14 protein-coding genes are annotated in these 15,309 nt (G+C 53.3%); 12 read left to right on the forward strand and 2 right to left on the reverse strand.

Annotated features, from left to right (window positions below; genetic code table 11):
• Window positions 1-48: 48 nt before the first annotated feature.
• On the reverse strand, window positions 49-1,326 hold the full coding sequence (locus tag QWT68_RS12645; RefSeq protein WP_040285642.1) for an MFS transporter: 1,278 nt from the start codon (window positions 1,324-1,326) through the stop codon (window positions 49-51).
• 257 nt (window positions 1,327-1,583) lie between these two features.
• Window positions 1,584-2,549 carry an MJ1477/TM1410 family putative glycoside hydrolase gene (locus QWT68_RS12650; protein WP_052461651.1) on the reverse strand — a complete coding sequence of 322 codons (966 nt, stop codon included), beginning with the start codon at window positions 2,547-2,549 and terminating at the stop codon, window positions 1,584-1,586.
• Window positions 2,550-2,705: 156 nt separating this feature from the next.
• Here QWT68_RS12650 and QWT68_RS12655 point away from each other — a divergent pair, with 156 nt between their 5' ends.
• The 12 genes from QWT68_RS12655 (at window position 2,706) to QWT68_RS12710 (ending at window position 15,306) form a co-directional block, all read left to right on the forward strand.
• Window positions 2,706-3,530, forward strand: coding sequence for a M55 family metallopeptidase (locus QWT68_RS12655; protein ID WP_290148584.1), 825 nt, complete (start codon window positions 2,706-2,708; stop codon window positions 3,528-3,530).
• Window positions 3,531-3,542: 12 nt separating this feature from the next.
• On the forward strand, window positions 3,543-4,478 hold the full coding sequence (locus QWT68_RS12660; RefSeq protein WP_098060103.1) for an ABC transporter permease: 936 nt from the start codon (window positions 3,543-3,545) through the stop codon (window positions 4,476-4,478).
• Window positions 4,478-5,416 (forward strand): ABC transporter permease, encoded by a 939-nt coding sequence (locus QWT68_RS12665; protein WP_290148585.1) that lies wholly within the window; start codon window positions 4,478-4,480, stop codon window positions 5,414-5,416. Before QWT68_RS12660 ends, QWT68_RS12665 begins: the two co-directional genes overlap by 1 nt.
• 5 nt (window positions 5,417-5,421) lie before the next feature.
• Window positions 5,422-6,522, forward strand: a complete 1,101-nt coding sequence (locus QWT68_RS12670) for an ABC transporter ATP-binding protein (protein ID WP_290148586.1) — start codon at window positions 5,422-5,424, stop codon at window positions 6,520-6,522.
• 39 nt (window positions 6,523-6,561) lie between these two features.
• Window positions 6,562-8,220, forward strand: a complete 1,659-nt coding sequence (locus QWT68_RS12675; RefSeq protein ID WP_040285381.1) for a peptide ABC transporter substrate-binding protein — start codon at window positions 6,562-6,564, stop codon at window positions 8,218-8,220.
• A gap of 87 nt (window positions 8,221-8,307) precedes the next feature.
• The gene (locus tag QWT68_RS12680; RefSeq protein ID WP_052461652.1) at window positions 8,308-9,432 is read left to right on the forward strand and encodes a mandelate racemase/muconate lactonizing enzyme family protein; all 1,125 of its coding nucleotides are present in this window, start codon (window positions 8,308-8,310) and stop codon (window positions 9,430-9,432) included.
• Window positions 9,429-10,442: an ABC transporter ATP-binding protein gene (locus QWT68_RS12685; protein ID WP_040285382.1), complete on the forward strand. Its 1,014-nt coding sequence runs from the start codon at window positions 9,429-9,431 to the stop codon at window positions 10,440-10,442. The genes QWT68_RS12680 and QWT68_RS12685 overlap by 4 nt, the downstream gene beginning before the upstream one ends.
• 14 nt (window positions 10,443-10,456) lie before the next feature.
• Window positions 10,457-11,071, forward strand: coding sequence for a pyroglutamyl-peptidase I (gene pcp / locus QWT68_RS12690; RefSeq protein WP_040285383.1), 615 nt, complete (start codon window positions 10,457-10,459; stop codon window positions 11,069-11,071).
• A gap of 386 nt (window positions 11,072-11,457) precedes the next feature.
• The gene (locus tag QWT68_RS12695) at window positions 11,458-12,477 is read left to right on the forward strand and encodes an ABC transporter ATP-binding protein (RefSeq protein ID WP_290148587.1); all 1,020 of its coding nucleotides are present in this window, start codon (window positions 11,458-11,460) and stop codon (window positions 12,475-12,477) included.
• Window positions 12,464-13,402 (forward strand): ABC transporter ATP-binding protein, encoded by a 939-nt coding sequence (locus tag QWT68_RS12700; RefSeq protein ID WP_040285385.1) that lies wholly within the window; start codon window positions 12,464-12,466, stop codon window positions 13,400-13,402. The genes QWT68_RS12695 and QWT68_RS12700 overlap by 14 nt, the downstream gene beginning before the upstream one ends.
• A gap of 3 nt (window positions 13,403-13,405) precedes the next feature.
• Window positions 13,406-14,374 (forward strand): oligopeptide ABC transporter permease, encoded by a 969-nt coding sequence (gene opp4B / locus QWT68_RS12705; RefSeq protein WP_040285386.1) that lies wholly within the window; start codon window positions 13,406-13,408, stop codon window positions 14,372-14,374.
• A 26-nt stretch (window positions 14,375-14,400) separates the two neighbouring features.
• Entirely contained in the window at window positions 14,401-15,306 is a 906-nt protein-coding gene (locus QWT68_RS12710; protein ID WP_040285387.1) for an ABC transporter permease, read from the forward strand.
• The last annotated feature ends 3 nt before the right edge of the window (window positions 15,307-15,309 follow it).

The following is a 15,309-nucleotide window of genomic DNA, read 5'->3' on the forward strand; positions in this document are numbered from 1 at the left end:
AAAAAAGACTGCAGAGCTGCTCATTTAGCAGCCTGCAGTCTTTTTCATTCAGTTCCAGTATCCTTCGTTCACCAGTTTCTTCTTACCGATGAATGCATAGGTGACGAGGAAGATGTTGAGCACAAGCATGACAATCAGGATATACAGTGCGGATTCATAGCTCTTCGTGATGTCGAAAATATAGCCGTACGCAGGAAGCGCAACGATTCCCGCAACAGCCAGACCGAGTGAAGCGGATGAGTAGATCTGGCTGTATTCCCGGCTGCCGAACAAGCTCGTCGTCAATGCAGGTGCGAGTGTTCCGACAGAATTGGATACGGTGAAGCCGAACAGTGTGACCGACAGGACCAGCAGAGCCGGACTGGCGGTTGCAAACAGCATACCGAGAACGGATACGATCGCCAGCACCATCGCCAGATAGATCGTGTTGCGTGAACCGATCTTATCGACGAGGAAGCCGAGGACCAGTGCGCCAAGCAGCACACCGATCAAGTATCCTGCCATGGTATTTCCTGCAAAGATTGCGTCATACCCATACGGCAGTGACTCGATATAGGACGGAATATGGATGGCAAAACTTGCAATCGAAACAATCAGCAGGAAGAACAGGAAGAGTGAGTAGAACGCAGCGGACTTTCTCGCCACCGCCATCGTGATCCCTTTGTCCGCTTCAGCCGTCTCAGTGTTCTCACTTTTCACAGCCGATTCCTCTTCAGCCCCGTACGGCAGGACGCCGACAGCCTGAGGAGATTTGCGTATCAAGAACAGGATGGTCGGGACAACGATGATGATCGCAGCCAGTCCGAGCGAAATATAACCTGTGCGCCAGCCTGCATCAGCGATGGTCCGGCCGACAAGCGGCTGGGCCAATGCGCCGAGCAGACCCTGGGAAGCACCGATCAGACCGAGCGCCATCCCATTTTTCTTCTTGAACCATTGATTGACCAGTACCGGACCGGCAATGACTGTGTTGAACACACCGCCGACAGCCAATGGAATCGAGAAGATATACCAGCCCCACACCGAGTTGCTGAAACCGAACGCAACGAACGCGCCGGCCTGCAGGATCATCGCGGTGATGAGGACGAGCCGTGTATCATACTTAGCGAGGATCTTACCTCCGATGGGAAGGAAAATCATCGTTACAATGGAAGCGATACTGAAATAGATCGTCAAGTTGCCTGTAGAGATGCCTAACTCCGAAGTCGCCCCCGGAATGAACAGTCCAGCCGAGTTGTTCAGCGAACCTTTGCCGATCCCTACGATAATACAGAGTGCAACAAGCGTGAACCAAGCATAATGGATCTTCTTCTTGGACTTGCCCAAATTCCCCACTGCTTTCTTTATGTTATTTACAAATGACCTCTGATCAATCTGCTGCCTGATGCGGATGAGAATCCATCCTTGCTGCCCGGCAATCATTGTCATCAAAGCCGGTCATTGTAACAAGCTGCTGAAAGGAGAAAGACTCTAGCAGAGTCTTTAGGAAAAATCAAATGCAAACTGAGCATACGGAAATTAAAAGGCAAAGTCAATAGTTATTATTTAAGATTAAAGTTTCAGATTAAAATACATTATTCGATCTACTGGTTTTTGTTCCGTCCGAATCCAGTCGCCTCAGACAGCGAACGGTCCGGATCCGCCGCATAGCAATAGAATTTTTCCCGCCGGCAAAGCTGATAGTACTGCTGTGCCCGGAAGCCGGACGTATAATCGACGGACAGGACAATCTTCCCTTGTTCCGTGAAGCGGTCCAGCCAGGCCAGTCGTCCGGCGATTGCGGATTCAGCGTTTTTCCGTTTCCCGTCATACCACACATCCTCTACTCCGATACCATCAACCGCATTCAGGTATGCATCACCAGCAGCCATCCCGATCAGCTCCTCCCCATTCTGAGGGATGATCAGAAATCCGGGGTCCGTATCTTTCGCTATGGCGGACAGGCTCCGGACAAACTGGATCATCCGGTCCGCCGCCTCTTCTCTGGTTGCAGGATCGGTATGCAGGCGACCTTCTTTTCCTCCGCCATATACTCCATCATTCCCCCAATATTCATAAGCATCGATAATATCCAGATAGACACCGCTGAACCCGGTCTCCTGGATCTTTTTCAATTCAGACGTGACGATCTGCTGCCAGGCAGGAGTCCAATAGCGCACCTTTATGCTTTCCGGCCATTCAGGATTCGCGATAGACCCGGCCCATTCAGGCGCGGCCGGCGTGATGGTCAGCTTCCCGTTCTTCTCCTGTCCCCATTCATTTTTCCAGTACGGCAGATAACTGCTCGCCTCACCGATGCTCAAATACGCGATCGGTTCTGCACCCGATTGGCGGATCCGCTCGATTTCCCGGCGAGTATAAGGCACGGCCCCGTCTTTTGTACGGTCCATGACAGCATACTCGACGGGCAGGGTCACAAGTTCGTCCACGGAGGCATCCTGCAGCTGATACACCCAAGTGGGCCGTCCCTCATCCAAACCGAAAAACCCAGCATACAGCAGAGCGGCCGCAATGGCACCGATCCCTGCAATCATCAGCCATTTTCCCATAACAGATCCCTGCTTCCTATCAGTTAATCATGCCATAAAAAAATATTTGAGTAGATCCATTATACTAAATTATCTTGTTATTTGAATAATAGTTTGGTATTGTTAGATAATAATACAACCGACAGATTTTTCTGTCGACTAGAAGGTAGGGTTCTTATGAAAATTTTTGTATCAGTGGACATGGAAGGGATTACAGGGCTTCCGGACGAGTCATACGTGGACTCTCATCGGCACAACTACGAACGGGCCCGGAGGATCATGACACAGGAAGCGAATGCAATTGCAGCTGCCGCATTTGAAAACGGGGCCCAGGAAGTGCTCATCAATGACAGCCACTCAAAGATGAATAATCTGATGATCGAGGAGCTCCACCCGGATGCAGAACTGATTATGGGCAGTATGAAACCGCTTTCAATGGTTCAATCGCTGGACAGCTCCTATACAGGAGCAGTATTTGCAGGCTATCATGCGCGTGCAGGCCAGCCGGGTGTCATGAGCCATACGATGATTTTCGGCGTCCGTAATATTTACATCAACGAGATGGCGGTTGGGGAACTCGGATTCAACGCGTACGTCGCCGGTTATTACGGCGTACCTGTCCTGATGGTGGCAGGGGACGACGGTGCCTGCCGGGAAGCGGAAGCATTGATTCCGAATGTCGTCACTGCTCCGGTGAAATACTCCATTTCCCGATCCTCTGTCCGGACACTTCACCCCGAAAAAGCCCAGGCACTGCTGCAGGAGCGGATGGAACAGGCCCTGAAGAACAGGGAATCCATCAAGCCGCTGACACCTCCCGATCATCCCGTCATGAGGATCGAATTCACCAATTACGGGGAAGCCGAATGGGCCGCATTGATGCCTGGCTGTGAAATCGAGGAAGGGACCACCATTGTCCGGTATGAAGCCAAGGATATTATCGACGCCTACAGAGCGATGCTCGTCATGACCGAGCTTGCGATGCAGACGACATTTTGTTAAGGGGGAACGAGAGTGCCGCTATACATATTGAAGCGTTTCATCATGATGATTGTCACCATACTGATTATTGCCACGCTGACATTTGTACTGATGCGGGCGATTCCGGGCTCCCCGTTCGATGAAGAACGGACGTCGAACCCGACGATCCAGGCGAACCTGGAGAAATTCTACAAGCTGGACCAGCCGATGCCGATCCAGTATCTGAACTACCTGAAGTCCATTGTCACGTTCGACTATGGCCCGTCCATCAAGAAACCGAACGAGACCGTGAACACGCTTCTGTCGAGAGGGTTCCCGATCTCCTTTGAACTGGGGATTGCAACGATGATTGTCGCGGTGATCTCGGGGATCATCCTCGGGACATTCGCGGCGCTCAGGCATAACGGCATCATCGATTATGGAGCAATGACATTCGCCGTCATCGGGATATCCATCCCGAACTTCGTGCTGGCCACCCTGCTCATCCAGCAGGTGGCCGTCAACTGGGGCTTGCTGCCGCCCGCAACGTGGAGCAGTCCGAAGCATATGATCCTGCCGGTGATCGCACTGGCTACAGGCCCAACAGCGATCATCGCGCGTCTGACACGTGCCAGCATGCTGGAAGTGCTGACGCAGGATTACATCAAGATGGCGCGCGCGAAAGGGCTGACACCGATCCGCATCGTCGCCCGGCATGCCCTGCGCAATGCGCTCATGCCGGTTGTCACGATCATGGGGACGATGCTTGCCGGTATCCTGACCGGTACATTCGTCATCGAAAAGATATTCGCGATTCCCGGCATGGGGAAATACTTTGTGGAGAGCATCAACAACCGTGATTACCCGGTCATCATGGGATCGACAGTGTTTTACAGCGCATTTTTAGTCTTCATGCTGTTCGTCGTCGATATCCTGTACGGTTTCCTGGATCCGCGTATCAAGCTTCACAAAAAGGAAGGTGAAGTGTAATGGTCGCAAAAGATCCACGACTGACGGTACCCGATGAGTGGTTCCGCAAAAAAGAAGAGGATACCGAACAGGCGGAAGCTGTCGTACGGCCGTCGCTGTCCTATTGGAAAGACGCCTGGCGCCGGCTGCGGAAGAATAAGCTCGCAATGAGCGGTCTCGTGTTCCTGATCCTGCTGACGTTCATGGCGATCTTCGGACCGATCCTGTCGCCGTATGAAGTGACGGCGACCGATCTGCGCAGCCAGAACCTCGCGCCGAGTGCGGCCCACTGGTTCGGCACGGATGAAATGGGCCGCGATGTGTTCACCCGCACATGGTACGGTGCGCGCATCTCCCTGTTCGTCGGTGTCATGGCGGCACTGATCGACTTCTTCATCGGCATCATCTACGGCGGCGTCAGCGGTTACAAGGGCGGACGCACGGATTCCGCGATGATGCGTGTCATCGAAGTGCTGTACGGCCTGCCGCACCTGCTCGTCGTCATCCTGCTCATGGTGGTCATGGGGCCGAGTCTGACAACGATCATTGTGGCCCTGACGATCACCGGCTGGGTCGGAATGGCGAGGATTGTCCGCGGACAAGTGTTACAGATCAAAAACTATGAATTCGTCACCGCGTCAAAATCATTCGGTGCAGAGACGCCGAGGATCATACGAAAAAACCTGCTCCCGAACACGATGGGGCCGATCATCGTCCAGATGACCCTCACCGTGCCGAGCGCCATATTCGCCGAAGCGTTCCTGAGTTTCCTCGGCCTCGGCATCCAGGCACCGTACGCGAGCTGGGGTGTCATGGCGAACGACGCGCTTCCGGTCATCCTGTCGGGTGACTGGTGGCGGCTGTTCTTCCCTGCGCTCTTCATCTCCGTGACGATGTTCGCCTTTAACGTGCTCGGCGATGGGATGCAGGATGCGCTCGATCCGAAATTGAGGGGGTAATGGAAATGACAGGACATCAGCTGGCAGCAGCATCCGGTTTGGCAGAAGCCCCGCAACAGACGGAACGGCATGCCGGACAGCGCACAGCCACAGACGGAAACACTAAATCGGACAGGCAGGAAACGATCCTGTCCGTCCGTGACCTCGAAGTATCATTCAAGACATTCGGCGGGGAAGTGCAGGCGATCCGCGGCGTCACGTTCGACCTGTACAAAGGTGAGACACTTGCGGTCGTCGGCGAATCGGGCTGCGGCAAGAGTGTCACCGCCAATACGATCATGGGGCTCATCCCACAGCCGCCCGGCAGGATCCGGAACGGTCAGGTGCTGTTCAAAGACAAGGATATGACGAAGCTGTCGAAGAAAGCACTGCGGGATATCCAGGGCGTGGACATTTCGATGATCTTTCAGGATCCGATGACCGCACTCAACCCGACACTGAAGATCGGCGAACAGCTCATGGAAGGGCTGCGCACCCATCTTAAGGTTTCCAAAGCGGAAGCGAAACGGAAAGCGGTCGAGATGCTGGAACTGGTCGGCATCCCGAATCCGGAAGAACGGCTGAAGCAGTATCCGCACCAGTTTTCAGGCGGGATGCGTCAGCGGATCGTCATCGCCATCGCACTTATCTGCGAACCGCAGCTGCTCATCGCGGATGAACCGACAACGGCGCTCGACGTGACCATCCAGGCGCAGATCCTCGAGCTGTTCGCGGAAATCCAGCGCAAGACCGGTGTGGCGATCATCCTCATCACCCATGACCTCGGCGTCGTCGCGAAGATTGCGGACCGGATCGCCGTCATGTATGCCGGCAAGATCATCGAAATCGGGAACAAGCGGGAGATCTTCTATGACCCGCAGCATCCATATACGCAGGGCCTGCTGAACTCGGTGCCGCGTCTCGACCTGCAGGAAGAGGAGCTGCAGCCGATCGACGGGACACCGCCGGATCTCTTTGCACCGCCGCAAGGCTGCCCGTTTGCAGCACGCTGCCCGTTCGCCATGGACGTGTGCGAACAGGTCTATCCGGAGACGACCGTCCTGACGGAAGAGCATACCGTCGACTGCTGGCTCCAGGATCCGCGGGCAAAAGCTGTATTTGCTTGATGGCACTACATGATTGACCATAAAAAGGGGGAAGTCAAATTGAAGAAGTGGATCAAATTCATCCTGTTCACGGCATTGATTGTTGTTCTCGCCGCTTGTACAGCGAACGAGGATGCCGGCAAGAAGACCGATACCGGTTCCGGCACCGAAACATCCGACGGGAAAGACGGCGATAAGAAGGAAGCGTCCGGTGAAAAAGTGCTTTACTTGAACAACGGGGAAGAGCCGACATCGTTCGATCCGTCCGTCGGGTTCAACGCAGTCTCCTGGAGCGCGCTGAACAACCTGATGGAAGGGCTTACGCGCCTGAACAAAGACCACCAGGCGGAAGAAGCGACTGCAGAGAAGATCGACGTCTCCGAAGACGGTCTGACGTATACATTCACAATCCGCGACGATGCAAAATGGTCGAACGGCGACCCGGTGACGGCGAACGACTTCGTCTACGCCTGGAAGCATATGCTCGATCCGGAAACCGCGTCTCCTGCTGCGTTCCTCGCGTACTTCATCAAAGGTGCAGAGGCGTATAACAACGGGGAAGGCACGCCGGAAGACATCGGCATCGAAGCGAAAGACGAGAAGACATTCGTTGTCACGCTCGACGCGCCAAACGAAGCGTTCCTCAATATCATCACGAACCCGAGCTTCTTCCCGATCAATGAAAAAGTAGCGGAAGACAATCCGAAATGGTTCACGGAAGCCGATTCGTTCGTTTCAAACGGACCGTTCAAACTCGCGTCATGGGATCATGATGTGAAATTCGTCTTCGAAAAGAACGAAAACTACTGGGATGCAGACAACGTGAAATTGGACAAAGTCAACTGGGAAATGGTCAGTGACTCGACAACGGCTTACCAGATGTACAAATCGGATGAACTGGACAGCACAGACGTCCCATCCGAGATCGCGGAAGACCTGAAAGACAATCCGGAAGTGAAAGTGGAAGACCAGGCGGGCGTCTACTTCTTCCGTTTCAACACATCCATGGAACCGTTCACGAATACAAAGATCCGCCGCGCATTCGGGGAAGCGGTGAATCAGGAAGATATCGTCGAGTTCGTCACGAAGAATGGTGAGAAGCCGGCACACGGATTCGTATCGTACGGATTCATCGGACCGGATGGCAATGAGTTCCGCGAAGATGCCGGCGATTTGATCTCCTTCGATCCGGAAAACGCCAAGAAATTGCTGGAAGAAGGCATGAAAGAAGAAGGGTACAGTGAACTTCCGAAAGTGACACTGACGTATTCGACAAACGAAGCACACCAGAAGATTGCAGTGGCCCTCCAGTCGATGTTCAAAGAGAATCTCGGTGTCGATGTGGAGCTGCAGAACGTCGAAGCCAGCGTGTTCCTCGCTGACCAGAAAGAACATAAGTACCAGCTGTCCCGTTCATCATTCCTGTATGATTATGCAGACCCGGTGAATGCGCTGGAGAGCTTCATCACCGATTCATCCATGAACCGGACGACATGGTCCAACAAAGACTATGACAAACTGATCGAAGACATCAAGAACGAAACAGATGCAAACAAACGCTGGACACTGCTGCAGCAGGCGGACAAGATGCTGATGGATGAAATGCCAGTGTTCCCGGTCTACTATTACAACCAGGCGACCCTTGAAAAGCCTGGCGTTACAGGGATCCTCCGTCACCCGGTCGGCTACCTTGACTTGAAGTACGCTGACAAAGAATAATTTGGAGAACTGTGTGCGCCGAACGATCGCCGCACACAGTTTTTCTTGTTTCCCCACGCAGACCCGGAGAGAAAGGAAGTGTACCTGATGAAAATTCAATCGATCGACTGCTTCACTGTGGCAGTCCCACTCATCAAGCCATTCAAAACGGCCTTGCGCACGGTACATACAGCGTATTCCGTCTATGTCCGGATTACGGCAGACAGCGGAGAGACAGGCTTTGGCGAAGCACCGCCGACACATGTCATCACCGGCGACTCGATGGCCAGTGTCACCTATGCAATCGAAGAGATCATCGCCCCGAAATTGATCGGTCTTGATATCCGCAGCCGTGCAGAAATCTTTACGATCCTACATAGCTCCCTCATCCGGAATACGAGCGCCAAAGCAGCGGTCGACATGGCGGTCCATGATCTGCTCGGCAAGCAGGCGGATCTTCCGCTGTATCAGCTGCTCGGCGGTTTCACGAACGAATTGGATTCGAACTTCACAGTCAGCGTGAACGCACCTGAGGAGATGGCAGAGGACGCCGGACGATACGTGGACGACGGCTTCACGACACTGAAGGTAAAAGTCGGCACAGGTTCACCTGCACTCGATATCGAGCGCGTGAAAGCGATCCGCAAAACGGTCGGGGGTTCCGTAAAAATCCGGCTGGATGCCAACCAGGGCTGGAAACCGAAAGAAGCCGTGCGCACCATCGCGGTCATGGAAGACGCGGGGCTTGCCATCGAACTGATCGAACAGCCCGTCCATGCAGACGACGTCGAGGGGCTCGCGTATGTCACGAAGCATACACTGACGCCGATCATGGCGGACGAAAGCGTATTCTCCGCACGGGATGCTGTGCGTGTCCTGCAGGCCGGTGCTGCCGATCTCATCAACATCAAGCTCATGAAATGCGGCGGTATCCACGAAGCCTTGAAGATCAATGCACTTGCCGAGAGTTTCGGCGTGGAGTGCATGACCGGCAGCATGATCGAAACGAAACTCGGCATCTCTGCGGCTGCCCATTTCGCGGCCAGCCAGAAGAACGTGACCCGCGTGGATTTCGATGCCCCGCTCATGCTGAGCGGCAGCCCGATCACGGGGGGTGTCGAGTATTCAGGTCAGACTGTGCGGCTCCCGGATCAGCCGGGCCTCGGCATATGGATCGATCCTTCTTCAAAATTCCAGCTTAGAGCCACAGACAAAGAGGAGGAACTCGGATGACAAACAACCAGCCTGTAGTGCTGTCGGTGAACAATCTGAAACGGCATTTTGACGTAGGCAAAGGGAAAACATTGAAAGCGGTGGACGGGCTCAGCTTCGAAGTCCGCAAAGGCGAGACGTTCGGTCTGGTCGGGGAGTCGGGCTGCGGCAAGTCGACAGCCGGCCGTACGATACTCGGATTGTATAATAATACAGATGGGGAAGTTCTTTATGAAGGACAGGACATCCACAAGATGGCCGGCAAAGACCGGAAAGACTTCCTGAAAAAGATGCAGATGGTGTTCCAGGACCCCTATGCGTCGCTGAACCCCCGTTCGACCGTCTTCGAAATCATCGCGGAACCGATGGAGATCCACGGAATGTTCAAAAGCAAAAAAGAACTGCGTGAGCGTGTGAACGAACTGCTTGAAGACGTCGGGCTGAACCGGGATCACGCCAACCGCTACCCGCACGAATTCTCCGGCGGGCAGCGGCAGCGGATCGGCATCGCCCGGGCGCTGGCGCTCGATCCTGAATTCATCATTGCGGACGAACCGATTTCCGCACTGGACGTATCCGTGCAGGCGCAAGTCGTGAAGTTGTTCCAGCGGCTGCAGCGGGAGAAAGGCCTGACCTATCTGTTCATCGCCCACGACCTGTCGATGGTCAAGTATATCTCGGACCGGATCGGCGTCATGTATCTGGGGCATCTCGTGGAATTGACGACGAGCGACCAGCTGTATGGAAAACCGCTTCATCCGTATACGGAAGCGCTGCTGTCCGCCATTCCGATTCCGGATCCGGATATTGAGGAGTCACGGGAACGGATTCTGCTGGAAGGGGAACTGCCGAGTCCGATCGACCCGCCGTCAGGCTGTGTGTTCCGGACAAGGTGTCCATATGCGATGGACGTCTGTGCAGCCAAGAAGCCGAAGTGGCTTGAAAAGGATGAAGGCCATTTCGTCGCCTGCCATCTCCATGATGAGGAAGTCATGGCGAAACAGAAAAGGGAAACCGTATCCGCGCAGTGAAGGGGACTAGACTGATGAAAAAACTGTTACTTACCGGATTCGAGCCGTTTCTGGATTACCCGCAGAATCCGACGATGCAAGTCGTGGAACAGCTTGACGGCACCACAATCGGGGACTATGCCATCTGCGGAAAGATTTTGCCCGTCGATTTCAATCGGTCCGCCGGCGAGCTGCTGGCCTATATTGCTGAAGAAAAGCCGGATGCCGTCCTGTCCCTCGGCCTTGCCGGCGGCAGACAGAAGCTAACCCCGGAGCGGGTTGCGCTCAATGTTAAGGACGGTGAGCCGGATAATGAAGGGCACCGCCCGGTCGATGAGCCGATCGAAGCAGACGGACCGCCGGCATACTTCTCGACATTGCCGACCCGTGCTATGGTGAACCGTCTGAAGGAAGCAGGCCTGCCGGCAGATATCTCGAATACCGCCGGCCTCTACTTATGCAACAACGTCATGTATGCCGGCCTCCATTGGGCGGCCCTTAACAACCCGGATATGCCGTGCGGATTCCTCCATATACCCGCTTCCTTCGAGCTGGCCATGCAGCATGGCAAGATTCCGGGATGGCCGCTTCAGGAACTGGTGAGGGGCATTACGGTCTGTATCGAAACACTTTCGACATCCGAGGCCTGATTTGTTATTGCATACTGTATATTCGTGTCGCGAAATGTCGGCAAACATAAAGACAGAACGAGGAGCGGTTTCTAGTTACTGGGGACCGTCTCTTTGTGCTGGATGAAAAACCCCAGGAAACCGACTGACGTAGGAAGATGAAAACGGCGGGCCTTCTTCTTGTACGTAAACTTTTTTGAAGACCAATTAGGGAAAGGATTCCCTTTGTTACAAGGGTTGTCATGATTTTGTCACCTTTGAAATAATCAGTGTATTTGATATTCTGAAAAAACACTATTGCCAATAGAAAAGCAGTGTAGTATAGTTAACAAAAGATTTTAAAGTCTGAAAATTAAATTTCCCTCAATTCACTTTTTGGGAAGTGCGCTAGGCAAGGAGGAACCGCGTTGGCTGAGTCAGTTTTGGAAATTGAGAATCTGCGAACATCATTCAACATCAAGGGAAACTATTACGCAGCTGTGGATGGCGTCTCACTCACCGTCCATAAAAATGAAGTCGTGGCGATCGTCGGTGAATCGGGATGCGGAAAGAGTGCACTGGCGCTCTCCATCATGGGTCTTCATAATGCGAAGACGACAAAACTGGAAGGTCAAGCGAATCTGAAAGGGCAGAACCTGATCGGGATGCCTGTCGAAAAACTGAACAAAATACGCGGCAAGGACCTGGGCATGATCTTCCAAGATCCGATGACAGCTCTGAACCCGCTTGCAACGATCGGCCGGCAGATCGAAGAGCCGATGGACTACCATATGAAGTTATCGAAATCAGCCAAAAAGAAACGGGTGCTCGAACTGCTTGAGCAAGTCGGCATCAAAGATGTCAACCGCATCTACAAGCAGTACCCGCACGAGCTGTCGGGCGGTATGCGGCAGCGGGTTGTTATCGCGATCGCGCTTGCCTGCAACCCGGTCATGCTGATCGCCGATGAGCCGACGACAGCTCTTGACGTAACTATACAGGCACAGATCATGGACCTTATGAAAGAACTGCAGCGCATCACGGACTCGGGCATCATCCTCATCACGCACGACCTGGGCGTCGTCGCAGAGATGGCGGACCGTGTCGCCGTCATGTATGCAGGGGAGTTCGTCGAATATGCAGATGTCAATCTGCTTTTCAAAAACCCGCTGCATCCTTATACCCGATCATTGCTGAACTCGATCCCTTCCAACATGTCGGATAAGGAAGAGCTGCACGTAATCGAAGGGATTGTCCCGTCAATCCAGAATCTGGACAGGGAAGGGTGTCGGTTCGCGCCGCGGATTCCCTGGATCCCGGCGGAAGCCCACGAAGCACACCCGACGCTCCATGAAGTGGAGCCAGGTCATTATGTACGCTGCACGTGCTACAAAGACTTCCACTTCACGGAAGAACGAGTGGAGGATAAAGACTATGTCACTACTTAATGTAAAAGACCTGAAAGTCCATTTCCCGATCCGCGGAGGCTTCTTCCGTTCCGTTGTCGATCAGGTGCGTGCGGTAGACGGCGTGAGTTTCGAACTTGAGCCGGGCGAAACGTACGGACTCGTCGGAGAGTCGGGCTGCGGCAAGACGACAACCGGACGCGCTATCATCGGACTGAACAAAGTGACAGACGGTGAAGTGCTCTTTAACGGAGAGAACCTGGCGACAATGAGCGGGCATGAACGCAGAAAGCACATGCGGGATATTCAGATGATCTTCCAGGATCCCTATTCGTCACTCAACGGCCGTAAGAATGTCTTGAACCTGGTTGCTGAGCCACTGCGGAATTTCGAAAAGCTCTCACCGAAAGAGGAACTGACCCGCGTGCAGAACATGCTCGAGCGGGTCGGACTGAGTCCGGAATCGATCTACAAATACCCGCACCAGTTCTCTGGCGGGCAGCGGCAGCGGATCGGGATCGCCCGGGCGCTCATGCTCAACCCAAAACTGATCATTGCGGATGAACCGGTCTCGGCTTTGGACGTATCCGTTCAGGCGCAAGTGCTGAACTTCATGCAGGAGATCCAGAAGGACTTCGGACTGACGTACCTGTTCATCTCCCACGACCTCGGGGTCATCAAGCACATCTGCGACCGGATCGGCATCATGTACAAAGGCCGGTTCGTCGAAGAAGGAACGGCACAGGATGTTTATTCCAATCCGCAACATCTGTATACGAAGCGGCTCATCGCTGCGATCCCTGAAATGGATCCTGCGAAAAAATACGAAAAGATGGAAATGCGAAGTGAAATTAATGCTGCCTACCGTACCGAGTACGACAGCTATTTCGATAAGGATGGCCGGATGTTCGACCTGAAGCCGATCTCCCCGACGCATTCTGTTGCAATCCAGCAAGGGGGCATGTAACCGATGATCAAATTTGCGATTCGCCGGATACTCGTCATGATTCCCCAGCTGTTCCTGTTGAGTCTGATCATCTTCATCCTGGCAAAGCAGATGCCGGGAGATGCGGTCACAGGAGCGTTCATGGGGAACCCGAACGTCACACCGGAACAAGTGGAAAAGATCCGGGAAGAATACGGCCTGAACGACCCATGGTACGTTCAGTACGGCCATTGGATCGGGAAAGCGGTAAAAGGAGATCTAGGCAGCAGCTACACGCACAAGCAGCCGGTCACATCACTGCTGGCAGGGCGGGTCGCTAATACGGTCACCTTGGCGCTGTTCATCCTGATTGTGACATATATCATCGCCATACCACTTGGCATTATCGCGGGCAGGTGGACCGATACATGGGCCGATAAACTGATTGTCATGTACAACTACTTCTCGTTCGCCACACCGTTGTTCGTATTTGCTCTGCTCATGCTATATGTGTTCGGCTTCCTGCTCGGCTGGTTCCCGACCGGCAACAGTGTGGATGTCAGACTGGAGGCAGGCAGCTGGGCCTACTACGTCAGTAAGTTCAAGCACCTTGTCCTTCCGGGAATGTCCGGTGCATTGCTTGCGACATTCGGTACGATCCAGTATTTACGGAACGATATCATCGACACGAAATTGAAGGACTTTGTAAAAACCGCCCGTTCAAAAGGGGTTCCGGAAGGCAAAGTATACACGCGTCATATTTTGCGGAATTCCCTGCTGCCGATTGCTGCATTCCTCGGCTATGAGATCACAGGATTGATCGGCGGTTCGATCTTCCTGGAAATGATTTTCAGTTACCCGGGCCTCGGTCAGCTTTTCATTCAATCGATTACAGGACGTGACTTCACGGTAACAACAGCTATCGTAATGATTTCAGGAGCTGCTGTTATCGTCGGTACAATGCTTTCGGATATTATCCTGAGTATCATTGACCCACGAATCCGGATTGAATAGAAAAAGCGAATGAGGAGGAATCACATATGGTAACGCTCGATGATAAAAAATTGATTGCCAAGGAGAAAGCGAACAACCCATCGTTCGCGAAAACAATTTGGCGGGAAATTAAACACGATAAACTGGCGCTCGTTTCATTGGTTCTTTTGATAGCCCTTCTGATTACGGCCTATGCATCTCCGCTGTTCATCGATCAGGAGCAGCTGCAGCGGGTCAACTTCCTGGAAACGTGGGAAGCTCCTTCGTCTGAACATATTCTGGGTACAGACGATGGGGGAAGAGATGTACTTGGTCAGCTCCTGATCGGAACACGGAACTCCTTCACGATTGCTCTAGGTGTAACTCTTATTGCAGGAGCACTCGGACTGACAGTCGGACTGATCGCCGGTTTCTTTGGCGGCTGGGTGGATAACGTCATCATGCGGATTGTCGACTTCCTGATGGTGCTCCCGAGCACGATGTTCATCATCGTATTCGTCGTCATTGTGCCGAACTACTCCGTGTTCACGTTTGTACTGATCATGAGTGCGTTCGTCTGGTTCGGAAAAGCGCGACTCATCCGATCGAAAGGTCTTGCTGAGCGGGAACTGGATTACATCAATGCATCCAAGACACTCGGCACGCCGAGCTGGAAGATTATGTTTTTTGAAATGTTCCCCAATTTAAGTTCCATTGTCATCGTCAATATGACGCTGGCTTTGGCGGGCAACATAGGCCTGGAAACCGGATTGACTTTCTTAGGCTTCGGTCTGCCGGCCAGTACACCATCACTCGGGACACTGATTGCATTCGCAACCAATCCTGACGTCGTGGTGAACAAATCATGGGTTTGGTTACCTGCAGCATTACTGATCCTGGTAATGATGCTGTGTATAAATTACATCGGGCAAGCGATCAAACGCGCGTCGGATGCAAGACAAAGATTGGCGTAAAAA

The sequence above is a fragment of the Sporosarcina trichiuri genome, assembly GCF_030406775.1.
In the GTDB taxonomy this organism is placed as follows: Bacteria; Bacillota; Bacilli; order Bacillales_A; family Planococcaceae; genus Sporosarcina; species Sporosarcina trichiuri.

What these genes read in the sequence shown, in the direction of transcription:
- QWT68_RS12650 (WP_052461651.1), bottom strand. Translation starts at nt 2,549, where the DNA reads ATGGGAAAATGGCTGATGATTGCAGGGATCGGTGCCATTGCGGCCGCT.
- QWT68_RS12655 (WP_290148584.1), top strand. Translation starts at nt 2,706, where the DNA reads ATGAAAATTTTTGTATCAGTGGACATGGAAGGGATTACAGGGCTTCCG.
- QWT68_RS12665 (WP_290148585.1), top strand. Translation starts at nt 4,478, where the DNA reads ATGGTCGCAAAAGATCCACGACTGACGGTACCCGATGAGTGGTTCCGC.
- QWT68_RS12670 (WP_290148586.1), top strand. Translation starts at nt 5,422, where the DNA reads ATGACAGGACATCAGCTGGCAGCAGCATCCGGTTTGGCAGAAGCCCCG.
- QWT68_RS12680 (WP_052461652.1), top strand. Translation starts at nt 8,308, where the DNA reads ATGAAAATTCAATCGATCGACTGCTTCACTGTGGCAGTCCCACTCATC.
- QWT68_RS12685 (WP_040285382.1), top strand. Translation starts at nt 9,429, where the DNA reads ATGACAAACAACCAGCCTGTAGTGCTGTCGGTGAACAATCTGAAACGG.
- pcp (WP_040285383.1), top strand. Translation starts at nt 10,457, where the DNA reads ATGAAAAAACTGTTACTTACCGGATTCGAGCCGTTTCTGGATTACCCG.
- QWT68_RS12700 (WP_040285385.1), top strand. Translation starts at nt 12,464, where the DNA reads ATGTCACTACTTAATGTAAAAGACCTGAAAGTCCATTTCCCGATCCGC.
- opp4B (WP_040285386.1), top strand. Translation starts at nt 13,406, where the DNA reads ATGATCAAATTTGCGATTCGCCGGATACTCGTCATGATTCCCCAGCTG.
- QWT68_RS12710 (WP_040285387.1), top strand. Translation starts at nt 14,401, where the DNA reads ATGGTAACGCTCGATGATAAAAAATTGATTGCCAAGGAGAAAGCGAAC.